The 23,020-nt window shown below is 42.3% G+C and carries 25 protein-coding genes; 8 read left to right on the top strand and 17 right to left on the bottom strand.

Annotated features, from left to right (window positions below; all coding sequences use genetic code 11):
* Positions 1-81: 81 nt before the first annotated feature.
* On the top strand, positions 82-411 hold the full coding sequence (locus CQ839_RS08350; RefSeq protein ID WP_094528354.1) for an RNA-binding protein: 330 nt from the start codon (positions 82-84) through the stop codon (positions 409-411).
* A 66-nt stretch (positions 412-477) separates the two neighbouring features.
* On the opposite strand, the gene CQ839_RS08345 is transcribed toward CQ839_RS08350, so the two are convergent.
* The 4 genes from CQ839_RS08345 to CQ839_RS08330 form a co-directional block, all read right to left on the bottom strand.
* Positions 478-873 carry a ferredoxin gene (locus CQ839_RS08345; protein ID WP_103667825.1) on the bottom strand — a complete coding sequence of 132 codons (396 nt, stop codon included), beginning with the start codon at positions 871-873 and terminating at the stop codon, positions 478-480.
* The gene (locus CQ839_RS08340; RefSeq protein ID WP_103667824.1) at positions 866-1,252 is read right to left on the bottom strand and encodes a DUF1257 domain-containing protein; all 387 of its coding nucleotides are present in this window, start codon (positions 1,250-1,252) and stop codon (positions 866-868) included. The genes CQ839_RS08345 and CQ839_RS08340 overlap by 8 nt, the downstream gene beginning before the upstream one ends.
* 96 nt (positions 1,253-1,348) lie before the next feature.
* Entirely contained in the window at positions 1,349-1,582 is a 234-nt protein-coding gene (locus tag CQ839_RS08335; RefSeq protein ID WP_103667823.1) for a DUF2997 domain-containing protein, read from the bottom strand.
* Positions 1,583-1,987: 405 nt separating this feature from the next.
* Positions 1,988-3,643: an NB-ARC domain-containing protein gene (locus CQ839_RS08330; protein WP_103667822.1), complete on the bottom strand. Its 1,656-nt coding sequence runs from the start codon at positions 3,641-3,643 to the stop codon at positions 1,988-1,990.
* Between the two features lie 184 nt (positions 3,644-3,827).
* Between CQ839_RS08330 and CQ839_RS08325 the strand changes: the two genes are divergently transcribed.
* A complete protein-coding gene (locus CQ839_RS08325) occupies positions 3,828-4,313 on the top strand; it encodes a phycobilisome protein (protein WP_103667821.1) in 486 nt (161 codons plus the stop codon).
* Positions 4,314-4,512: 199 nt separating this feature from the next.
* A complete protein-coding gene (locus CQ839_RS08320; protein WP_258040667.1) occupies positions 4,513-5,730 on the top strand; it encodes a glycoside hydrolase family 10 protein in 1,218 nt (405 codons plus the stop codon).
* Between the two features lie 59 nt (positions 5,731-5,789).
* Here the strand turns inward: CQ839_RS08320 and menH are convergent, their stop codons facing one another.
* Positions 5,790-6,614 carry a 2-succinyl-6-hydroxy-2,4-cyclohexadiene-1-carboxylate synthase gene (menH, locus tag CQ839_RS08315; protein ID WP_181016145.1) on the bottom strand — a complete coding sequence of 275 codons (825 nt, stop codon included), beginning with the start codon at positions 6,612-6,614 and terminating at the stop codon, positions 5,790-5,792.
* Between the two features lie 23 nt (positions 6,615-6,637).
* Between menH and CQ839_RS08310 the strand changes: the two genes are divergently transcribed.
* Positions 6,638-7,390 (top strand): leucine-rich repeat domain-containing protein, encoded by a 753-nt coding sequence (locus tag CQ839_RS08310; RefSeq protein ID WP_103667819.1) that lies wholly within the window; start codon positions 6,638-6,640, stop codon positions 7,388-7,390.
* A 392-nt stretch (positions 7,391-7,782) separates the two neighbouring features.
* Here the strand turns inward: CQ839_RS08310 and CQ839_RS08305 are convergent, their stop codons facing one another.
* Positions 7,783-7,971: a hypothetical protein gene (locus tag CQ839_RS08305; protein WP_258040666.1), complete on the bottom strand. Its 189-nt coding sequence runs from the start codon at positions 7,969-7,971 to the stop codon at positions 7,783-7,785.
* A 323-nt stretch (positions 7,972-8,294) separates the two neighbouring features.
* Between CQ839_RS08305 and queA the strand changes: the two genes are divergently transcribed.
* Entirely contained in the window at positions 8,295-9,353 is a 1,059-nt protein-coding gene (gene queA / locus CQ839_RS08300; protein ID WP_103667817.1) for a tRNA preQ1(34) S-adenosylmethionine ribosyltransferase-isomerase QueA, read from the top strand.
* 43 nt (positions 9,354-9,396) lie between these two features.
* Here the strand turns inward: queA and CQ839_RS08295 are convergent, their stop codons facing one another.
* Complete coding sequence (locus tag CQ839_RS08295) at positions 9,397-10,170, bottom strand: DALR anticodon-binding domain-containing protein (protein ID WP_103667816.1); 774 nt, start codon at positions 10,168-10,170, stop codon at positions 9,397-9,399.
* A 6-nt stretch (positions 10,171-10,176) separates the two neighbouring features.
* Positions 10,177-11,280 carry a TrkA family potassium uptake protein gene (locus CQ839_RS08290; protein WP_103667815.1) on the bottom strand — a complete coding sequence of 368 codons (1,104 nt, stop codon included), beginning with the start codon at positions 11,278-11,280 and terminating at the stop codon, positions 10,177-10,179.
* Between the two features lie 166 nt (positions 11,281-11,446).
* Here CQ839_RS08290 and CQ839_RS08285 point away from each other — a divergent pair, with 166 nt between their 5' ends.
* The 3 genes from CQ839_RS08285 (at position 11,447) to CQ839_RS08275 (ending at position 13,615) form a co-directional block, all read left to right on the top strand.
* Positions 11,447-11,989 carry a hypothetical protein gene (locus CQ839_RS08285; protein WP_103667814.1) on the top strand — a complete coding sequence of 181 codons (543 nt, stop codon included), beginning with the start codon at positions 11,447-11,449 and terminating at the stop codon, positions 11,987-11,989.
* Positions 11,990-12,033: 44 nt separating this feature from the next.
* Positions 12,034-12,570, top strand: a complete 537-nt coding sequence (rsmD, locus tag CQ839_RS08280; protein WP_103667813.1) for a 16S rRNA (guanine(966)-N(2))-methyltransferase RsmD — start codon at positions 12,034-12,036, stop codon at positions 12,568-12,570.
* Between the two features lie 181 nt (positions 12,571-12,751).
* Complete coding sequence (locus tag CQ839_RS08275) at positions 12,752-13,615, top strand: alpha/beta fold hydrolase (protein WP_103667941.1); 864 nt, start codon at positions 12,752-12,754, stop codon at positions 13,613-13,615.
* A 10-nt stretch (positions 13,616-13,625) separates the two neighbouring features.
* Here the strand turns inward: CQ839_RS08275 and CQ839_RS25665 are convergent, their stop codons facing one another.
* The 9 genes from CQ839_RS25665 to CQ839_RS08235 form a co-directional block, all read right to left on the bottom strand.
* Positions 13,626-13,757: a hypothetical protein gene (locus CQ839_RS25665; protein WP_258040664.1), complete on the bottom strand. Its 132-nt coding sequence runs from the start codon at positions 13,755-13,757 to the stop codon at positions 13,626-13,628.
* Positions 13,758-13,765: 8 nt separating this feature from the next.
* Positions 13,766-14,116 carry a type II toxin-antitoxin system PemK/MazF family toxin gene (locus CQ839_RS08270; protein ID WP_103667812.1) on the bottom strand — a complete coding sequence of 117 codons (351 nt, stop codon included), beginning with the start codon at positions 14,114-14,116 and terminating at the stop codon, positions 13,766-13,768.
* Complete coding sequence (locus CQ839_RS08265; protein ID WP_103667811.1) at positions 14,116-14,322, bottom strand: hypothetical protein; 207 nt, start codon at positions 14,320-14,322, stop codon at positions 14,116-14,118. The genes CQ839_RS08270 and CQ839_RS08265 overlap by 1 nt, the downstream gene beginning before the upstream one ends.
* 24 nt (positions 14,323-14,346) lie before the next feature.
* On the bottom strand, positions 14,347-16,755 hold the full coding sequence (locus CQ839_RS08260) for a tetratricopeptide repeat protein (RefSeq protein WP_146048708.1): 2,409 nt from the start codon (positions 16,753-16,755) through the stop codon (positions 14,347-14,349).
* The gene (locus CQ839_RS08255) at positions 16,716-17,210 is read right to left on the bottom strand and encodes a hypothetical protein (protein ID WP_103667809.1); all 495 of its coding nucleotides are present in this window, start codon (positions 17,208-17,210) and stop codon (positions 16,716-16,718) included. The genes CQ839_RS08260 and CQ839_RS08255 overlap by 40 nt, the downstream gene beginning before the upstream one ends.
* Before the next feature lie 190 nt (positions 17,211-17,400).
* On the bottom strand, positions 17,401-18,342 hold the full coding sequence (locus CQ839_RS08250; RefSeq protein ID WP_219817747.1) for a helix-turn-helix domain-containing protein: 942 nt from the start codon (positions 18,340-18,342) through the stop codon (positions 17,401-17,403).
* Positions 18,335-18,670 (bottom strand): type II toxin-antitoxin system RelE/ParE family toxin, encoded by a 336-nt coding sequence (locus CQ839_RS08245; protein WP_103667808.1) that lies wholly within the window; start codon positions 18,668-18,670, stop codon positions 18,335-18,337. The genes CQ839_RS08250 and CQ839_RS08245 overlap by 8 nt, the downstream gene beginning before the upstream one ends.
* Before the next feature lie 101 nt (positions 18,671-18,771).
* The gene (locus CQ839_RS08240) at positions 18,772-20,940 is read right to left on the bottom strand and encodes a molybdopterin oxidoreductase family protein (protein ID WP_103667807.1); all 2,169 of its coding nucleotides are present in this window, start codon (positions 20,938-20,940) and stop codon (positions 18,772-18,774) included.
* A 14-nt stretch (positions 20,941-20,954) separates the two neighbouring features.
* Positions 20,955-22,976 (bottom strand): nitrate ABC transporter ATP-binding protein, encoded by a 2,022-nt coding sequence (locus tag CQ839_RS08235; protein WP_103667806.1) that lies wholly within the window; start codon positions 22,974-22,976, stop codon positions 20,955-20,957.
* Positions 22,977-23,020: the final 44 nt, after the last annotated feature.

Raw genomic sequence — 23,020 nt, 5'->3', positions numbered from 1 at the left:
CAGTCGTCTTCTGTTTCATCGTGGCAGGCTTCTTTCCGAAATCTCTATCTCTACACATATCTGATTGTTGAAGCAAGTATTATGTCTATTTATGTTGGTAATCTCTCTTACGAGGTTACAGAAGATGATTTGAAAGCCGTATTTGCAGAATATGGCAAAATCACCCGCGTTCATCTACCGATTGATCGCGAGTCAGGTCGTCCACGCGGTTTCGCTTTCGTTGAAATGACCGATGAAAAGGAAGAAGATGCTGCGATCGAAGCATTAGACGAGGCCGAATGGATGGGTCGTGCCCTCAAGGTGAATAAGGCTAAGCCCCGCGAAAGCTCTGACTCCTTTGGTGGTGGAAGAGGCGGCTTTAAAGGCGGCGGTGGTCGTCCATCTGGCGGCGGCGGCGGTCGTCGTTACTAAATAAAAAGAAGGGGCGCTTAGCACCCCTTCTTTTTTTACCTAAAAGGGGACGCTTTGCGTCCCCTTTTAGGTTTTTAAATTGATAGCACGCCGTAAGGCGGAGCCATCGCCAATAATTCCTAAATTTTGAATAATTTGATGCTTTCGGGCTTCTTCAAGTTTGTTGAGGTCGTTGTAATTGACCCATGCAATACAGTCTACTGGACAGGTATCGATCGCCTCTTGTACTAGATCTTCTTCATCCCCATCTTGGGCGATTACCCTAGCACGTCCATAGTTTTCTTCTAAAAAAAAAGTACTGCTTGCCGTATGAGCACAGTGACCACAACCAATACATACCGTTTCGTCAACAAACACAGCGTTTTGGCGCAATTCTCCACCAAGTTCAGGTTCAAAGCCTGAGCGATCGCTCATCTCAGGCTCTGAACTTGGTGGTGTTGTATGTACCGACAAGTTATCCATTCCAACGCTGTAAAACTAGGCGGACTGAGCCATCTTCACGCACTTGCTTTTCGGATAGTGCAAATCCCTGTTCGCTAGATTCACCCATGACTGTGGCGATCGCATAGCCTTGAGTGACCTTTCTTAAGAAACTCTCTACAGTCCAAGGCTGTTGCCAAAATTGCATGTCAGCAACTAGAGCATATTCGGAGCCATTCCACTGAAAGCCGACATCATAACCATTGTCTTGCTCAATTACTACTTCAGCCGATGTCGTCGTGCCTTCATGTCCGCGCATGGGCGAAGCACCAGATTTCCAGTTGACTCCTAAGTCAGTTAGAGCCTTTTGTAAAGGCTCTAGGCTGCGGATTTGGGTTTTTACTTGGCTAAAATGTGACATAGGTTTATCCTGACTTCGATCTAAATGGCTAATGGGCGAAAACTATAACTTTTTTATTTTATATATCTGCGGAAACTAAGGATTTTATATGTGTTACTACCATTGGCTGAAGCTAGAAGCATCAGGGTCTGTCAGGCGATCAAGTTGCTGAGCCGACTGAGAGTTTAGCTGCTGTTGGGCAAAATTTTCGGAAGTTAACTCTCGATGAGCAACTATGCCTAGCTTTGCTTCGATCGCAGCGGTTACCTCAGCACAACTAGAACCGATGATGCCTGTTACACGCTCTTCGACTCGTCCATCTGGGTAAATAATGAATTCCAGAGTTTCCATGCTGGCTCTAGCTATTAAGTTAATAGACAGTTTGACGCAAAGTTCCTATAAACGTCAAGAAGTTAGATGGCAGAATCAAAATGTTTTTCTTATATTAATTATATAGCGATCGCAATGACTAGTAGGCGATCGCAGGATTTGATGATTTCATTAAATTTATTTTGATTTTTGGGGCTGTACCTTGATTTGCGGTGTTCCTAAAAAGGAAATGATTTATATAGTAAGCATAGGTGCGGCTTCGCGCCGTCTATGTTACCTCTTTAGCACTAATACCAATTCACAAAAGTGTGACAACCCTGCTGTGAATTAAAAACCAAACCCTGTCAGGGTTTTAAAAACACAAATGGCTGCGCCACTTTGTGTTTTGGTATAACCTCTTTGGGGGTTTGCCTAGCTACGATTAAACTACCACCATAAGCCGATTAGGGCGAGATTAACTTCGGTGTAACTTGTGCCTTCAATTGGTTGGACTTGGTGCTGACTAGCGAGAATCTCCCGTAGAGCTTCCAATTCGATATTATTTTGCGCGATCGCCTTATTTAGCTTGTCCTTAATTGGCTTCAGAACTAACCGAATCTGCATGGCGCGAATCGAGTCAGGAGCGCGATCTTCGACGAGGACATGACTTTGTAGCAAATTAATCGATTTGAGATTTTGTTGCATAGCGATCGCGGTGATTTCTTTGCTCACTTCATCCACAAATTGACGATTCACATATTTCAATACCACAGGCTCTAGCAAAAACATCACCTCATCCTGTTCTGAGACTTTCTCAATTAGCGATCGCCAGCGCAATGACTCCAGAGCATTGATTAATTCTGAGCCAGAGGTTTGCAAGTTCATCTCCGATCTCAAGGTTGAGAGTGATATTGGACGATGCTTGATTGCCAGCCAATACAGCACATCTTTTTCTAGTTTTGAGAGCCGCTCAAACTGTTGATAGAGAAGAGTGCGTAACACATCTCCAAGCGCAAGGGCAGTCTGTTTGAGAAACTCCGAAACATTGCCATTAAATAATTCCTGAATCGTCCCTGCCACAATCCTTAAAGCTGAAGGATTGCCACGATATTGTTGTACTAAAGCCTCTAAACCATTCTCAGTTCCTTTAAAACCTCGCGCTCTTAATAATTCAAAAGCATCTTGCCTCTGTAATCCATTCACTTTGAAATAGCGAATCGGCTGATCTTCACCTTGATGCATCGATATTTCTTTCGGCTGTTCCCGCCCAATCAAAATCACCGAGCTTTGATGTCGTTCTGACCCAATACGCTGCAATAATTCCGCATGGGCTTCGCAACCTTGGCGATAGACTCCGACTAATTCTCCATCTTGGAGCGTCGCCTCAAAATCATCTAGCACAACTAAACAACGCTTTTGGCGCAAAATTTCTAACAGATCAGAAATGCCACAACCAGTTTGCTGTGAACTATTGAGAAATTGCAACAGATCGGCGATTAACTGCGTAGTAGGTTGTGCGCCCCGTAGCGATCGCCAAATAAAGCAATCAAACTGCGATTGCACATTTTCAACTAGTTTTACTGCCAGTGCCGTCTTACCGATGCCGCCCATACCGCAAATTGCCAAGAGATGACAGCGATCGCGTACAACACATTGCTCCAGCTTGGCTAACTCCTCTGTGCGCCCATAAAAAGTTTGGATATTTGGAGCCTCGCCCCAATCTGCCAAATTTGCCCCAGCATTATCTGAAGAGTTAGTAGCTGGATTATGCAAGCTTTGGCGTTGTACCTTATAGCCTTTAGCCTCTAACCATTCAGGCACTTTTTCCCAGCGCAGAGTATTGATCGGCTGATCCGCGATCGCCTCAAGCGATCGATACAACCCTTTATTTAACTCAACCCGCAAAGCCCCTGAAGTCCAAGTCAGCTTAAACGCAAGCTGTCCTGGGCGATAACGACATAGCAAACCACGCAAGCAAGCCTTTTCAAATGGCTTAATTTCTTTGCCACTAGAAGCTTGTAAATCCGCATAAAGCCGATTTAAATCCCAGTTTTGGGCGGCTTCGGGGAACAGCCCTTCAATGTGATCATTGTCAGATAACATGACAGGATATGGCGGCGAGCGATCGCATAGATGGTTGTCGAAAATATCGATTATTTATTTATCGATTAATCTGAATCGTAACAAAAAAAGGGCGATCGCTAGAGATAATGCTTGAAGTGGCGGATTGTTTCAGTCGCAGATCCATATAAAATCATGCATATGCAAATGTCGGGTAAAGCCAGTAATGTTAAGTAAGCTACAACAACTAGGAATAAACATAGATGGCCGTTATGCCAGCGATACAGAATTGCAGTTTATGGATACCTATATCAGCTCTTTTGACTCACGGGTTGAGGCTTATCAACGCATCAAAGAAGTAGAGAAAGAGATCGTCGAAACTGTTTTACAAAAACTGCGCACATCCTATCCCAAATTGCTTTTACCGAAGGGTGAGGACTTGCAAGGTAAATGGAAGCAAGACACCTTAAGGGTTTTACGTCATTCAGCAATGACCGTTTTGTTGGATGATCCAGAGCTTTTACGCCAGCAGTTCTTGTATTGGTTCCAGACGATCATGCAAGCCTTTGGAGCGCAGGAAGTTTGTAATATCACTTATTTGATAATGCAAGATGTGGTCAAAGAGATGTTGCCCAAAAATGTTGCCGATTTATTATGTCCAATTTTGGAGATAAATCGTGATTTACTGGGAGTTCAGCCCAAAAATTCATAAAAAAGATGGAGATAAGAATTATCTCCATCTTTTGTGGTTTTTTACATTGCTATACAATAAATTTACAAAAAATTGCAGCCTAAGTGTGAGGAGTTAGAGCTTACCTAGCTCATTAGTAATTATGGGGAAATTTAATTCTGTCTCTTGGCGAGCGCGCCTCCGTTTTCTAGTTTTAATGTTCTTAGGAATAACGATCTCAATGATGATCAATTTTCCTTTTTGGGCTATAGCTCAGACTCCTAACAGTGATACTGCTAGCAACACCATTAATCAATCCCCCGCTCCTGATCAAATTGATAAATCAGCGCCACCGAATCTACCAATAATCAGACCATCTAATGGTCATGAATTACGTGGCATCTGGCTTACTAATGTCGATAGTGATGTTTTATTTTCAGCCCAGAGCCTTGAAAAGGCGATTAAAAGATTAAAGCGTTTAAAATTTAATACCCTATATCCAACGGTTTGGAATCGGGGATATACTCTCTACCCTAGTAAAGTTGCCGAAGCTAGTTTTGGTGTGCCTGTTTATCCAATCCCTGAACTTCAAGAGCGAGATATGCTTGCCGAAGCAATCAAGTTTGGACATGAGCAAGATTTTGCGGTAATTCCTTGGTTTGAATATGGCTTAATGACTGAGGAAGACTCAGAGTTAATGCGCCAACATCCTGACTGGATCACCCAGCGTAAAGATGGTTCCCATCTTTTCTTGCATGGCGAAAGAGATCAACATCGCCTTGCTTGGCTCAACCCCGCACGCCCTGAAGTCCAGAAATTACTTACAGATTTAATCTTGGAAGTTGTTGCCAAATATGATATTGACGGTATTCAGCTTGATGATCATTTTGGGATGCCCATAGAACTTGGCTATGACGATTACACGATCGCTTTGTATAAAAAAGATCACTTCGGGAGATTACCCCCAGAGGATATTAATGATCCTTCATGGATGCAATGGCGGGCTAAATTCGTCAGCAATTTAATGAAAAAGATCTCTAAAGCTGTTAGGGCGATTAAACCTAACTGCTTAATTTCTCTTTCCCCTAATCCTAAAGATTTTTCCTACAAGAAATATTTGCAAGATTGGTATAGCTGGGTTTATCTCAAATATATTGATGAATTAATTGTGCAGGTATATCGTGATGATATTGACAACTTTAAACGGGAATTAGAACGTCCAGAGTTGCAGGAGATTCGCCTAAAAATCCCTGTAGCGGTGGGTATTTTGACGGGTTTAAGAGTCCAAAATATTGATATGAGGCAAATTAAAGGTCAAGTCAAAATCGTGCGTGAACTTACCCTTGATGGCTTCTCATTCTTCTTTTACGAAACATTAGGTAATCGTGATGCTTCCTTTGAGACGCTCCTTTTTTCACCTGCGCCTCGTCCAGATTTAAGAAATATTGCTTTCAGTTAAAAATAAAAGCGGTGCAAAGCACCGCTTTTATTTTTAAGAGAGTTTGATACAGGTGAAAACTATAGAACAAAAAAAGTTTTAATCTTTTCAATAAATAGATTTGGACTCTCGAAATGTATATTGTGACCACAGCTAGGTATAACTTCTAGCTGTGAGAACTTGCATAGCTTTTGCATCTGTCGATTTATTTGCACAAACTTAGGATCTAACTCACCTGCAATTAACAACAACGGAATCTCATTCTCAGAGAGCTTTTCCCATAATGATGGTTGCATTCCTGTACTGAGATTGCGTAAGGATCTACTTAACTGCGCAGGAGAGTTGTTTAACCTTTGCTCTAGCATCTGCGCAAAATGTGGATGCGATCGCAAGTTGGCAAAAATCGACTGCTGATACCAATTTTCCAGAAATAATCGAAAATCACCAGTTTCTAGCTTTGTGGCAATTTGTAGATCCTTGGCTAGGCGATCGCTTCTTACCTCGGCTGATGACAATCCTGCGGATGCAGATTCGAGTACAACCCGATGAAAATATTGCGGGAAATGGATTGTTAAATATAAAGCTAATCTCCCACCCATAGAGTAACCAACTAGAAAACAGCAATCCACACGAAGTAAATCCAAAAATTTGATGACAAAGTATGCGCTGGACTGTATTGTGTAGAAGACATCTTGATCAGTTCTTTGATCTATAGCACTAGTCTGACCATGCCCCAGCAAATCGATCGCCACACAGTGAAATTGTTTCGACAAAACTGCGATCGCTTGTTTAAACTCAAAACGATTTCCCATAAATCCATGCAAAAACAAAATTGTGGGATGGTTGGAGTCGCCCTCTGAGCAGTAGCTAAAACAATAATTATCAATTTGCACCTTGAGTACCATATCCAAATAATGCGATCGAGACCATGAACGAACAGGAAATTCTGAAAGAAATTGAGAACGCCAGAGATGCCGAAGCAACATCTCTTTATCTTAGTGAGCTACAGATGGTGACAGTTCCTGAAGAGATTGGCAAGCTGAAATATCTAGTATGGCTGTATCTCAGCGAGAATGAATTGACCTCTCTACCAGAGGCGATCGCGAATTTGCAAAAACTAACTTGGCTCCATCTCGAATCCAACCAACTGCCGAAAATTCCTGATGCAGTCATGAAGCTAAAAAATCTTACAGTACTAAATTTAGCTGAAAATCGTATTTCCAGTTTGCCATCGGATCTCGGCAAATTATCAAATTTGGCAAGATTAGCTGTTAACGATAATTCTTTAAGAGAGTTGCCCCCTGAGATTGGATTTCTCAAGTTTTTAACATGGCTTGATTTGAGTGAAAATAAGATTGAAAGACTACCTTCAGAAATTGTCAATCTTACCAATTTAACTGAGTTAGATTTACGAAAAAATCATCTAACTACTTTGCCAGAGGAAATTGGCAATCTTACAGCACTTACAGATCTATATCTTGGCAACAATCAACTGACTTGTCTGCCATCTGCCATTGGTAATCTCAGAAAAATTACAGAACTAGATTTGTCTTATAATCAGCTAACGGCGCTACCCCGTGAAATTGCAAATCTTAAGCATCTTGTGCGCCTAGATCTAAGAGGTAACTCTATTGATGCAGCCTCTTTAAATAATTTAAAACATGGCATAGTTTTAATCTGAAACCCCAAAAGCTGTACAGTCTGCGTAGCAGACTGTACAGCTTTTGGGGTTTTTAAATTATGCCGAGGTGCTTAGGCGGTGTAAATCCATGTCTATGATTAATGACAAAAGAAAAGCAGCGCCAAGCGCTGCTTTTCTTTTGTCATTAATGATGTGATATCTGAAGAGAACAAAGAAATACTCGTTTATATCAATGTATTGTCAATAGCTTCGATGATTCTCTCAGATTGATTTTGATAATTCCCTAAACTTATTTCTTACTTTCAATGTTTTGAAATAGTATTTTTAGCTAATACTTCTAGCTAGTGTGAGCAATGTATATAGACTGCCAAGAGAAAAATTACCAGACAATAAGTTAATAAGCCAATTAACTTGCCTATTAATTTACTAAATTAATGAGCGATCGCAGCTTCGCGAACAGGAATGACTGTTACTGACTTGACATCCTTACTCTTGTTGCGAGTGTCGTTAATGCTAACAACTGTATAGGTTTTAGTATTATCTGCACGAAATACATCACCCACAGAGAGCGGCTTGTTGTAGTTCAATGCACCAATAAAGCGTTGGTGAAGATCTGTCATTAAGTACTGCATAAACTCCTCGTTTAATATTGAAAGACTGAAAACGCGATCGCAACATATGTTTTACATATATTGCTGCTGCCATCTGTATACCACTGTTTACGCGATTGGTATATAACATTTCTTATATTTTTTTGTAACTTCGTCACTTTTTATCAAACACTTAGAGGAGTGCTGTAAATAATTAAGTACCTCAGCATAATTAAAAACCAAAAGCCAAAAACTGTACCGCCCGCGCAGCGGGCGGTACAGTTTTTAGGATTTTATATTTAATTGTGCTTAGCTACTTAAGAAGTGCCAATGTCCCAAAGTGTAACTCTTCTATGACTTCATCGCCTGCGACTGAACTTGATCCTGATTATGCATTAAGCGCCTATGACTATGAATTGCCAAGCGATCGCATAGCTCAAGATCCAGTTACGCCAAGGGATACTTCGCGGCTTTTGGTAATTGAAAGCGATCGCAATTTACGGCATCAGCACTTTTATGATTTGCCAGATTTTTTGAAGGCAGGAGATTTGCTTGTTTTTAATAACACCAAAGTCATTCCTGCGAGAATGTATGGGCGTAAGCAATCGGGTGTGCCTGTCGAGATTTTGCTGATGGAACCAGTTGGACCTGATCGATGGTTGGCATTGGTTAAGCCTGGTAAGCGCTTGCCGATTGGTAGCACGATCATCTTTTCGGATAATGTCAAAGCGACGGTCGAAGGGATTGAGACAACCACCAGAGCAAGAGAATTGCAATTTTATATTCCTGCTGGTGCTGACCTTGACAAAATTATCGATCAACTAGGTACAGTGCCTTTGCCGCCCTACGTCACCGATTCCCATGCTGATCCTGATCGCTATCAGACGATTTACGCTGAGATCTCAGGGGCGATCGCTGCACCTACAGCAGGTTTACATTTTACCGAGTCGCTATTTGAAAAGCTGGCGGCTAAGGGTATTGGTAAAGCATTTGTGACTTTACATGTGGGAATCGGTACATTTCGCCCTGTAGAGACGGAGGACATCACTCAGCATGTGATGCATAACGAGTGGTGTGAAGTGCCTGAGGAGACGATCGCTAAAATCAAAGAAACCAAAGCAAACGGCGGGCGTGTGATCGGTGTTGGTAGTACGGTGGCGCGATCGCTGGAAAATTCAAATTTTCAGGCTTTTAGGGGTAAAACGAATTTGATGATTTATTCTGGATATGAGTGGCGAGTTTTAGATGGAATGGTGACTAATTTTCATTTACCCAAGTCAACTTTGCTAATGATGATGTCATCATTTTTGGGTGAAAATGGGCGCGAATTTTTAATGTCGGTATATCAAGAAGCGATCGCTAAAGAATATCGTTTTTATTCCTTTGGTGATGCCATGTTGATGCTGCGATAAAAAGCATAAGGTTGCGCCCCGCAGGGGCGCAACCTTATGCTTTTTACAAGTACGTCGCATAATTAATTTCGGATGGTGCGATCGCGAGTAGCATTTTTTGCGTAATGCTAATTAGTAATAATCGCTTGATCGCAATTTCATGAGGTACTCCAAAAATTCGACAGCGATCGTAAAAATGCAAAAAAGCTTCAGCTAGCGATCGCGATAATTTCTGTTTCTTCTGTCTATTTAAAGGCGAGTCATTCTCATCTGCTAAATAATCTGCGATCGCCAAACTTCGCATTAACAAACTAATTTCCACAGGTTCTAAATCAGCAATTAAATGTAGGGGCAATTCATGAATTGCCCCTACATTTAATTGCTGCGCCAAACGCATAAGTGCACAGCATCGGGTATAGACATATTGTTCAGTTGAATCCCCTATAGGAATTAGAACAATTTCGCATTTTTGCCAGAATCCATCACAGTTCGTAATTCCTTCTATTCGCAAATTCTCCAGAAACAATAAAATTTCAGCGATATATTGCTCACTAAAAACTATATTTAACCAACCTTTGCCAAATGCTCTGATTTGCGATTGAGCAGATATTTCTGGATTTTGTGCGCAAGTTTGCGCGATCGCATCAGCTATCTGTATAGGATTTCTCTGTAAGCGATTGGCGATCGACAACGCGATTGCCGATGTGTAATGGGCATCATATTTTGGATAGCAAATCTCCAGCCCAATTTCTCTAGGATCTAGCAAAAGCTGAAATTCTGAATTAATGGCTATAGCGATCGCAATTTGGATAGTTCGAGATGGAGAAATAAACTTCACAATTAGCTACTTAGTACGCGGCAACCGAAGAACGTTTTGTTTTTTAGAAATGGGACTGAGTAACTGATTGAGTGCTCTTAGTTGCTCAGGCGTTCCCATTGAAATTAAAACATCACCTTGCAAAATCTCAGTATTGCCATCGGGCCCCGCAATTACATCGCCATCAGCCCGACGAATTGCTAATACTAAAGCTCCAGTCTGCGATCTCAAACTTGCCTTTTTCAAAGAGACTCCGACATAGTTAGAGTCATCAATGCGATATTCCTCAATATAAAATGAGCGATTTGCCCCAGCGATAATGCCATCGACAAAATCCATCACCTGCGGACGTAAAGCCACTGCCGCCATACGTTTTCCGCCAGTAATATATGGCGAAATTACTTCATCTGCTCCACCGCGCCGTAACTTTTGCATCGACTCTTCAGTACTGGCTCTAGCGATCGCCCTAATTTCAGGATTTAAGGTTTTTGCCGATAATACCGTATAGAGATTTTCAGCATCCGATGGCAGAGCTGCCACAATACAAACAGATCGTTCAATCCCCGCAAGAAGTAATGTGTTGTCGAGAGCCGCATCTCCCAGTAAAGATGGATATCCAGCTAGCTCGGCTTGCTCGATCGCCATGGGATCGCTATCAATTACCACAAATTGAATACTCCCCTCAGCCGCGAATTCTGCTGTAACCTGTCGCCCCGTTCGACCAAAGCCACAAACTATATAGTGTTTGTCTAATGCATCCATAACCCTTTTCTGTCGCCTCGCTTGAAAAATATTATAGATATGACCATTAGCGATCGCTGCTGTAAATTGAGCGGCGATATAACTAATGCTTAAAACTCCCATTACGATTAGAGTAAGCGTAAAAATTCGTCCCTCGAAATGTAGCGGATTAGTTTCGCCATAACCAATCGTGGCAAGGGTAATAATTGTCATATAGAGGGAATCAAACCAACTCCATCCTTCGATGAATCGATATCCCAATGTGCCAATAGCGGTTAGACCGACTAAAATTCCGACATTAGCAAGTAAAGTACGCTGATATTGAAGCAACTCACGCTGTAGATAAATTGGTTGCAATTGTTGGTAGTTAAGCGAACTTTTAGAAGTCATAAATGTCAGTGCAGTTATAATCTTTCAGTAATTTAACCAAGAACTTCTATAAAAGAATGTTAAGCTGCTTATAGATATAGCTTTAGCTTTTAGGCATTTTTAGTAAGATTGTTCATTGCTTCGGTCTAGTTTTTTGCAAATAAATGCTGTCACTCATGGGACAAGTATGACATCAGAGCCACCTTCAGAAAATACACAAATCAATCGTGTTGTAACTTCTCCCTATCGTTCGGCAGTCGATATTAATGACGATAATTTAGAGAAGTTTCATGCTTGGACTGGGTATAACACCCATACAGACATGAGTAGTAATACGAAATTTCAAATGCGTGACTTTCATATCGATTTAGGTATGGCTGTGATCGGTTTTGGTGTTTTGTGCGGCTGGGAGGTGCGATCGCGCAAAATTGATTTCAAAGGTAAAACTCACATTATTTATGAGTTAAGGGGAGAAAACGAGCCACAAGTTGTACCGATGTTGCGCCAAAACTGTAGTGATGAAATGGCAACATTTCTGCATAGCCGCCTAATTAGAACTTTAGATTTTTTACGCTCCTGCTCAAAATTTTCTGGTGTTCCTCATGTTCACATCATCTCGATCCGTAATCACTATGTCATGAGTGCGGTATGGCGACCATACCAAAATAAAATTTGGATGGTTCCCATTGATCAAATTGAAGGTTTGTCTTTTTCTAATCATTTAATTTAAGTGAAGGCAAATCTTCACGCCGCCTTCACTTAGTGGATTTTAATATGTCTATTCGGATCAACGGCGCAGGTGCGCTCAAAACTTCAACTGATCTATCAATTCGACCAACCGCTAGTAAGGTTAGAGCCGCAGTTTTTAATATTTTGCAAACTCGTATCAAAGGCGCAAATTGGCTAGATATCTGTGCTGGGTCAGGCGCTATGGGGGCAGAGGCTCTAGTAAGGGGTGCAGCTAATATCGTAGGCATTGATTCGTCAGCGATCGCCTGTCAGATTGTGCGCGAAAACTGGCAGAAATTTGCGAAGTCAGAGCAAAAATTTGAAATTATTAAAGGCGATGCGTTCAAGACATTGCGGAAATTACAACCCAAATATTTTAATTTAGTTTATTTTGATCCGCCTTACCAAAGCGAGCTATACCTACCTGTGCTTAAAGCGTTATCGCCATTGCTTGCTGATGGAGCGCTAGTAATTGCCGAATGCGATCGCTTACGTCCGCTTCCTGATGTGATGGGCGATCTCATCTGTTGCGATCGCCGCCAATATGGACAAACTGCCCTAGTCTTTTACGAAAAAGAATAGGGTCAACTCTAGGTATGATGACGCTCTGAATAAATCATCATAAAATAAATTTGGAATCTAGAGCTTGCGCCTCCCGCCTAGCGGGAGGCGCAAGCTCTAGATTCTATGATATTTCCAAAAAAGAGTCACCGCCGTGCTAACCACAGAAAATCCTGAAACTCGCGATCGTCCCCAAGATCTAATGCAAAGTACTTCACAAACTTGGACATGGCGTGGACATCAAATCAAATATTCAGTCACGGGTACAGGTACGCCTCTCGTCCTAATTCATGGTTTTGGCGCATCGATCGGTCATTGGAAAAAGAATATTCCTGCATTTGCTGAGGCTGGCTATCAAGTATTTGCGATCGACTTGCTCGGCTTTGGCGGTTCGGCGAAACCCGCTTTAGGTTACTCGTTAGAGCTTTGGGAAGAACTGCTCAAGGATTTTCATCAAGAATTTGTGCAGCAACCAGCTATATTTATCGGCAATTCCATCGGTGCTTTGCTAGCGTTGATGGTGGTAACTAGTAGTCCTGAAATTGCGATCGGAGCAGTCTTACTCAATGCCGCAGGTGGCTTAAATCATCGTCCTGAAGAGTTGAATTTGCCATTACGATTGGTGATGGGTGCTTTTGCAAAATTGGTAAGCTCTGAGGTGACTGGTAAGTTTGTCTTCAACCAAGTTCGCCAAAAGCGCAATATTCGGAATTCTCTACGTCAGGTTTATCGCAATCATCAAGCGATCGATGATGAGTTGGTGGATATGCTCTATCAACCATCCTGTGATGAAGGTGCACAAAAGGTTTTTGCTTCAATTTTGACGGCTCCTGCTGGCCCCCGCACTGCCGATTTATTGGCTAAGTTAGAGAAGCCTCTATTAGTTCTTTGGGGTGATGCTGATCCTTGGACTCCAATTAATGGAGCGAAGGTTTATGAAGAAGCAGGTAAGAATAAGGATATTCAATTAATTCCCATTCCCAATACGGGGCATTGCCCCCACGATGATCGCCCTGAGATTGTGAATGCTCTGGTCATTCACTGGCTACAAAAGTTGGTTAGATAATCTCTAAATATTAAGGTTGAAGAGAACTAGCTAATGCGATCGCTACAGCACAAGCCTTTAACTCTAGTTGTTTGGAATAGCGATCAGACTGCTTATCGTTTAGGTTAGTTGACCTTACAGGATGGGTGATTTTAGTATTCAAACATCTGTTTACCGACTATCCAGAAGCCTAAATACCTGAATCATGGCTAAATTTAATTGTTGAACATGTTTGCTGCTTAATTTGCCTAGTCGTCTTAAAATCAGCGATCGCTCAATTGTAACAATTCTAGTAACTCTCACTTTGGATACAACTTTTAAGCCTGTATTACTAAATTCCGTATCAGATGGATGGATTATAAATTCGCCTTCACTTAAATTCTCTATACTTTGTGATGAGATAAAACAAAGAGTAACGTCATTGCTCGAAGATGTAGACCATAGGACAACCGCAGGTCTCAGCTTATTTTGACTGAGATCTGTAAATGGGAATGGAACCAAGACAATATCACCCTTATTCACTAGACTGGTTCTCCATCCATAAGGGTATATAAGTCTGGCTCATCATCAAGAAATTTTAATGCGCCACCAGCTTGAGCTAACTGAGCTAGTTCGCGGGTAGATGGCTCAAACAAGGAATAAAACAATCTTTCGGTTAAAAGGTCTTGTTCTTCTTTGGTTAGAGATAAGACTATTTGCACGATTGAATCAACTAGTTTTGTATTCATATTCTCTTTCGATCTAACTTTACTTTAGAATTTATCGTTTTTGGGTGAAGATTCACACATCGCATTGCGTAAAAGCATATAGTTCTTGCTCACTTGTATCGTGCTGGGATGATTAGATCCAAAGGTTTGTTCAAGAATCTGGATCGATCTTACATAGAACTGTTCTGCCTTGCCGTAGTTTCCTTGAAATCTATGACATAGTGCTAAATTGTTCATGCTTATTGCAATTTCAGGGTGATCTCCTTGATATGTAAGTTTTTTAATTTCGAGTGCTCGAACATATAGAGGTTCTGACTCACTATACTTTTTCTGCAAATCGTAAAGTGATGCCAGATTGTTTAGACTATTAGCAAAGGTAAGATGTTTTTCCCCTAGCTGTCGTCTCAAAATCTCAATTGATTGAAAGAAGAGTGGTTCTGCCTCGTTGTACTTCCCTTGATCTTTATAAAGTAATGCCAAATTATTTAGACTAGTAGCGACAAGCAAATTGTCTACTCCTAGTCTCAGTTTCCTGATTGAGAGTGATTTTACAAATAGCGGTTCTGCTTTGCTATATTTCTTTTGAGTTTGATAAAGTTCTGCCAAATTATTAAGAACAATAGCAACATTAAGATGATCTGCACCAAGTTCTTTTTCATAAATTGAAAGAGATTTTACAAAAAGAGGTTGTGCCTCGTTGTACCTTCCTTGCGTATGGTATAGTTCTGCCAAATTATTAAAACTGTCTGCGATAGTTAGATGGTCTACGCCAAATTGTCTTGTATAAATTTCGATTGATCGCAAATAGAACAATTCTGCGTCTCTATACTTCACCTGCGATTCGTACAGTAATCCTAGATTGTTAAGGCTGGTTGCAACATCGGGATGATATGCTCCTAGTCTTTTTTCCCGAATCAATAGAGCATGAACAAAGAGTGGTTCTGCTTCTCCGTACTTACCTTGCGATTGATATAGTCCTGCCAAGCCATTCAAGCAGATAGCAAGTTGCGGATCTTCCTTGTTATTTTGAAGAGAGATGATTTGTTTAAGTTGGGGTTCGAGTCGTTTGAAAATTGCGAGAGTTGTATATAACTCGATAATTTTTGCTACATCGACAAAGACAGCGATAAAAGAAGACAAAATTTGGCTTCGATCACTATGTTTATTTAGTTGTGAAGCAAAATAGTCTCGTAGGAGAGAATGTAGAACGAAAAGACCTGACTCTGTTTTCTTGACTAAATGTAGTTTCAGTAAGGATTTTAACCAGCGATCTTTTAGATTATCAGGATTAAATGCTTCTCCTTGCGACTTAACATATATGCCTTCCACATGACTCCAATCTATCGGAGCCGATGCAAATGCCCCTAATACACAGGCGAGATATTGCGCTTCTGGTTTCAACTCCTCCCAACTCAAGTCAAACGCAGCCATCACACCTCTTTCCGCACTTATCCCCATCGGCATATCTTCAGGCGAAAGAGAAGCGTGATTTACCTTTTCCTGTAACTTGCCCCGCATCGCAGCCAGCGACAATTCAGTATTATCATCATCTATCAGATAATAGCCCACCAGTTCCAACGCCAAAGGCAAATACCCCAAATCCTCACAAAGCAAATCGGCTTGCTCGCGTTCCTGTTCTACCCGCGCCGCCCCAATAATTGAAGCCAAAAATCCCCTTGCAGGATCAGGCAATAACTCCTGTAGTTCTAACTTTTGAATAGCGCTGTCTGGGCTTTCCCGCGAAGTCATCAATAGGCGCAACGATGTCAAATCTGAGGTTGGCAAATAGGGTTTCACATTCTCCGCCAACTTAGACACATCATCTAAAATCAACAATGACTTTACATTTTGACGTTTCCATACATCCCAACAAGCCTTAACTTGCTGCTTCAGTGTCAAATTTTTGGGCAACGGACTCTTAAACCGCCACTCAGTCAAAGTGACAATTTCCGCCGCTAAATTTTGGCGATCTCGCACATCTACATAAAACACCCCACCCGCAAATAACTCGCGACATTCCGCACTACCCGCATAATCCCGTACAAGTTCTGTCTTACCCGCACCGCCCATACCCGCTACCACGCAGACATTTTTTCCACCTTGCAACAACTCATGCAATTGCTTGAGATCGTCCGCTCGTCCAAACAACCCACCATCACGCACATATGGTGGCGCAAAGGGATTAGCTTCTAGTTGTGGTGTGCTACTAGCAACATTCAGGTTGTTAATAGTTACGCTGCTACCCGACTGAGCCAACACTCCTATATTTTCAGCTACTTTATTTGGGTTGTTCTCGATTTCCTGCGTGATGGTTGCATTAATATCACCACCAGCTACAGGATTTTCTAAAGCAGTTTGTATGTTTTGTGCTATTTTGACACCAGATTTTGCAGAATTATGATCTTCTGGAAGAACTACTTTTTTAGGCGACCTACTGCCTCCTTTTTTATCCAACGGCTAAAGGTCGGAAAATATTTCTTAACTGTATTCTCTGTATCCAGTTCTGTCTCAAAGACCAACGATACAAAAGGTGGTAAAAGTGAAATTGCCCCCTTCAACTTTGCCGCTGCCGTTTTATCTTGTTCGTTAATCTTCGTTAGGATTTGTTGTAATAATGCCAAAACTTCTGCTGAAGCATCATCAGGAGGATTAGTCGCTGTTGCCACAAGTTCGGCTACGATGCTCTCAGCTTCATCATTAGCGATCTCTGAATCTGACGTAACCTCAGCAATCAGATTCCACTTTTCCTGATCAAAGTCACGAAGTTCCTCACGTAATTTACTAATTACTTGCTTAATTCTTGGCTTGTCAAGTCTTTCAGCTAGTACCAGCGCTTCCTGCGCCCCCGCTATTTGTTCACTTAACCTATCTATGTTTTTCTCAAGTATCTCAAGCTCTTTAGTAGACATACAAATTCACTAATTTATTTAGTTAAGGTTTAATTAATTATGGCAAATCTCACACAAAAAATTAAGATATTCCAGTTGTAACGTTATTTTGTGAATCGAGGATTTGAGTGATCGCTCATTCACCATCTGCTAGAATCAATGCGATCGCCTGATCATCCAAAACATTCTCATCCATAAACCTCTGTAAATCCTACTTTGGAATCAAAAAATTTGCGGCAAACTTATCAGCATCCTGCTCCATTGGATCATTGGGATCATAATCCTGTTTCTCATCCGTCTCAATAAACACATCGCGTTTTTTCTCCTGAAGCACATGACCCGCCTCATGAAAGAACGTAAACCAAAAGCGATCATCCCGTTTGTAGCGCAAACTGAGTTGAATCATCGCCTTACTAGGAGTCAGCCAACGAGTCACACCACTAGCCCTCACCCCTTTGAGGGATGGGACTAAAGCGATCGCTACGCCAGCCGAGGCGCATAACTGCTGCACCTGAGCAATCACTTCCTTGGGATGCTGCACAGTCAAACTACGGATTTCCTGCAATACCTGCTTAAACTTTTCTGTTTGATAAGGAGCGCACTCAATCTTTTGAGCATCAAGTTCACCCTTTCTCAACCAAGCATTTGTGGCAATGCGGTTATCCTCAAACTTGACAGACTTACGGAAAGCAAGCGATCGTGAATTCCAGTAGGTATCCCACTGCTCAGGGGAAACCACACCAAAAAAATTCAAGACAATCTGTAACTGCTCAACCTTCTCTTTTCGTTTTTCGATCCAATTGAGTTTTACCATTTCATTGACAGGAACGCGATCGAGCCAAGCAATCTGTTCTTGCAAATGCTCCTGCTCCTGCTGACGTGCCAAGAACTCACGATAGTGCTGCTCTCGACTGTTCCAGAAATTAGCAGGAATGCCTAAAACGCGCTCTAACTGCAAAGCTGTATCATGGGTAATCGCAGCTTTCCCATTAATAATTTCATTGATCGTCTTTTTCGGTCTACCAGTGCGATCGGCTAAATCGGCTTGACTCATGCCACGATCTTCTAATAGCTCTATTAATGTTTCACCTGGGGGAGAAACATAATCTGGTAAATATTGATTTTTAGGTTGATTTTTAATCGTGCTAATCATGGGTGTCCTCTATTCCAATAATTGTTACCGATGAAACCTTCGTCCAGTCAAGTCCACCATCAGGCTTTTGAGGCAATGGATCGTGAAATGGCTCAAAGATAAGTCGATAAGGATGATCGAGATCGAGCGACAATTGCCCCGAACGGTCATAAAGTAACTCATGACAACGCCCTGGAAAGCTTCGCATATCTTCCAGTACCGCAACGGCTCGAAGATCATCAAGTCGGCCGCGAATGCGTTTAGCTCTATCTGCACCAAATTCTTTGACTAAAAGTTTTTGGTTATTGCACAACTTATCGATTTTTTTATTTTTGAATGCAATGTCCATTATAACAGGACTTAGTTAATATTATTCACCCATAAGGTTAACATAATTTTTTTAACCAAACTAGATTTAACCAATAAAACCCGTATTATGATCAACTAGGATTAATCCACACTAGCTAAAGCGATCGCTACTGCACAAGCCTTTAACTCTGGTTGCTTCGAGTCGGGATCTGCTTCGGGATGGGTGAGCGCATTCGCCTCGGCATTGTCTGCCCAGAGCGTTCCCCAATGCATGGGTACAAATAAAACGCCTCTGGCGATCGCCTCCGTCACCAGAGCAGGAAATTTAGAAGAGCCACGACGCGATCGCACTTCTACTAGATCGCCGTTATTAATACCAAACTTGTTGGCATCCTTGGGATGGATTTCGATAAATGGATTTGGGTGCATCTGACGGATTTTGTCGATGCGCCCTGTGCGGGTTTGCGTGTGCCAATGTCCGTAGAGTCTGCCTGTGGTAAGGATAAATGGATATTGTTCGTCAGGAGTTTCAAATACACCTTTAGAATGATAAGCGCCAAATCTAGCTTTGCGATCGGGCGTATGGAATTGGAGATCGGTGTAGAGTCGTTTATTGTGAACTTGCTCTTGTTCAGGATGTTGATCAGAAGCTTGCCATTGCATTACGCCTAGTTTCGCCAGTTTTGCGTGACTAATTCCTGTCATATCGCAGGGGCGATCGCGGGTTATCTGCACGAATTCAGAATGCACATCTGCTGAAGATTGGAAATTAAATTTATCGGCAAAACCGAGGCGGCGACCAACTTCAGCAAAAATCGACCAATCATCGCGGGCTTCTCCGAGAGGCGGCTGAAAGGCTTGGCAGAGCGTAACACAGCGTTCGGAATTAGTCATTGTGCCCGTCTTCTCACTCCATTGTGTCGCTGGAAGTAGAACATGAGCAAAAGCAGAGGTTTCGATTGGGTAATATGCGTCTTGATAGACCGTGAAAGGCGATCGCTTTAAAGCCGCTTTAGTCCGCTCCAAATCAGGAAAACTAACGACAGGATTTGTCGCCGCAATCCAGAGAAAGTCCACTTCATCGACTTCTAAGCCGCGAATTATATCCCATGCAGTACGTCCGACTTGACTGGATATTTGACCATCAGGCAATCCCCAAAATGTTTCTAGTTCAGCACGATGTTGAGGATTAGCAACAAATCTATATCCTGGTAATAAATGCGCTAAGCCGCCAGCTTCTCTTCCGCCCATCGCATTGGGCTGTCCAGTCAATGAGAAGGGGCCAGATCCAGCTTTACCAATTTGAGCAGTGAGCAAATGTAGATTAATGATGCATTGGACTTTTGCTGTGCCTTGAGTGGATTGATTGACACCCATTGACCAAATGGATAGAACTCGTGAAGATTCTGCCCAATATTTAGCAGCTAGTTCTAGATCGTTAATAGCAATTCCACAACGTCGCGCTACAAATTCAGGCGTATAGAGTTGCGTGATTTCAGCAAATTCAGCAAAACCTGTGGTGTGCTGCTCAATAAAAGCGCGATCGCATTTTTCCCATTTCAATAACAAATGGGCGATACCATTTAATAAATCGATATCTGTACCTGGTTGAATCGCTAAATGTAAATCAGCGACTGCTGCGGTTTGGGTGCGGCGCGGATCAACGACGATGAGCTTAACATTGGAATCCTTTTTGTGATGTTTCCGAAAGCGATTGAAAATAATCGGATGACATTCAGCCGTGTTTGTCCCGATCGCAAATAGACAATCGGTAATATCTAAATCTTCATAGCAACAAGGGGGCCCATCGGAGCCGAAACTTTTGGCATAGCCTGAAACTGCTGATGACATGCAAAGCCGCGAGTTAGCATCAAAGTTATTAGTTCCTAAACAACCTTTAAATAACTTTTGAGCAGTGTAATAATCCTCGGTTTGGAATTGCCCTGAACCATACATACAGAGTGCATCTGCGCCTTTGGTAGAGAGCACATGCTGCATCCGATTGACGATCGCATCCAGAGCCTCATCCCAACTAACTTGGCGAAATTCATCATCAAGGCGATCGCGCATCATCGGATGCAGTAGCCGATCTTTTTGAATCGATTCAGCAATAGTCGCGCCCTTGACGCAGACCATACCTTGACTCGAAGGATGTGTGCGATCGCCCCGCACTTTAAAGCGATCGGGAAACTTGACTGTGGGTTGATTGGTTGTTTCCACGACTTCTAAGCCGCAACCAACACCACAGTAGGGACATAGGGTTTTGACGATTTGCGGTATAGATTGAGTAGAAGGGCTAGATGCAGACATAGACGGTTATTTAGCTATTGGCGAACAGCTACTTTTTTGCTAGCGAAACCTTTGACAGCATCAAAATAGCTGGTTTCCGTGAATTTAGAGTAGGGCATAGATTGTAAAGCTGCGATCGGATCGTTAGGATCAAACATTGAGCCATCAGCTAAAATAATTGGCGTTTTATCTTCCTCAATGATGGGAATTTCTAGCTCCTTCGCAGCTTGCTGATAGACATCAGTGGCAAGCAAGTTGTAAATCACCTCTGCGTGATTCTCTGGAAAACTAATCAATCCCCAACGAGCCATTTGGGTCAACACCCATAGATGCTCCTTGCGTGACGGCATATTGCCCACACCAAATTGGCAGAAATCTTTCTCATATTTCGCTTCCATAGTGCTGACGCGATAGGGCCCAGCAAAGCCTGGACGAATATAAACGGGATCGATATTGAGGTAATTGGGGCTTGCCAATGTCAGCACTACTTCATCACGATTTTCTAATGGTTCGCAGAACTGTGCTGCTTCCAACAGAGCCTTGACAAGTTCCAAATGTGTATTGGGATACTGCTCAGCCCAATCTTTACGTACACCAAGAACCTTCTCTGGGTGTCCCCGCCAAATATCCAAATCGGTAGCTACCACAAAACCAACGTTACTATTGACAGCTCTCACATTCCAAGGTTCGCCTACACAGTACCCGATAATATTGTTTGCCATCAGGTTGGCAACCATCTGTGGTGGTGGAATCACAATCACATCTACGTCTTGATCGGGCTGAATCCCACCACTAGCTAGCCAATGCCGCAGGAGTAAGTTATGCATGGAAGCATGGTGTACCATGCCGATCGCAGGATTATACGCATCATCAGCAAATTTATCGATATATGCTTTGAGGGAAGCAAGATCATGCACACCTTCCTCATGAAGCTTATTGCTGAGAGTAATCGCATTACCATTACGGCTCAAAGTTAAGGAAGTGACCACAGGTACAGGAATCTTATTCCCCATACCGAGGCTAATGGCGAGAGGCATTCCTGTGACCATTTGTGCTGCATCCAAACGACCTTCACGGATTCCTTCAGCAAGATCGTTCCAACTGTTTTCCTTGGAGAGCGTAACATCTAGACCATATTTGGCAAATAATCCTTTCTCTTGGGCGATCGCAAAAGGAGCGCAATCAGTAAGAGGAATATAGCCAATTGTGAGATTGGTTTTCTCGATATTTCCCATACTGATCGCTGCCGTGCTCTTATTCTTAGCACGTTCAATCTTGATTTGTTTCTGGCGATCGAGGAAGTTGACAACTTCGCCTCGGAGCCGATAATAGTTCGGGTGATTGACTGACTCAAGCCTTTTGCGTGGATGAGGTAAATCAACGGTGAGAACCTGACCAATTTTCGCTTCTGGCCCGTTGGTCATCATGATGATGCGATCGCTTAGTAACAGAGCTTCATCGACATCATGGGTGATCATCACTGCCGAAATTTTGCTTTCGTCGCAAATCTGCATTAGCTTCTCTTGTAAGCGACCTCTAGTCAGGGCATCTAACGCACCAAAAGGTTCATCTAGCAATAAAATCTTTGGTTTAATCGACAGAGCACGAGCGATTCCCACCCGTTGTTTCATACCGCCTGAAATTTCTCTAGGGTACTTATCTGCCGCGTGACTTAACCCTACTAAATCAATATTTTCTTGAATAATCCGACGACGCTCTTCCTTAGGTAAATCTCTCAAGACTCGATTCACCGCCAAACCAATATTCTGCCTCACCGTTAACCAAGGCAATAGCGAATGGTTTTGGAACACCAACATGCGATCGGGCCCAGGCTCATTAATTTCTCTCCCTTCTAAAACAATACCGCCAGTACTAGCCTTATCTAAGCCAGACAAAATATTCAGAACTGTTGACTTACCGCAGCCCGAATGTCCAATAATCGAGACGAATTCGCCTTCTTTCATCTCAAAATAGACATCTTTGACAGCAACATAGGGTTGCCCATTTTGGGTTTTAAAAACACGACTGACGTGATCGATTTCTAGGAATGCAGACATGGTGGTTTTTAGATAAATTACGAATTACAAATTACGAATTACGA

It is taken from the genome of Pseudanabaena sp. BC1403, assembly GCF_002914585.1.
In the GTDB taxonomy this organism is placed as follows: domain Bacteria; phylum Cyanobacteriota; class Cyanobacteriia; order Pseudanabaenales; family Pseudanabaenaceae; genus Pseudanabaena.
Note: the sequence above shows the minus strand (reverse complement) of the source record. Positions and strands in the feature narration are given on the sequence as shown.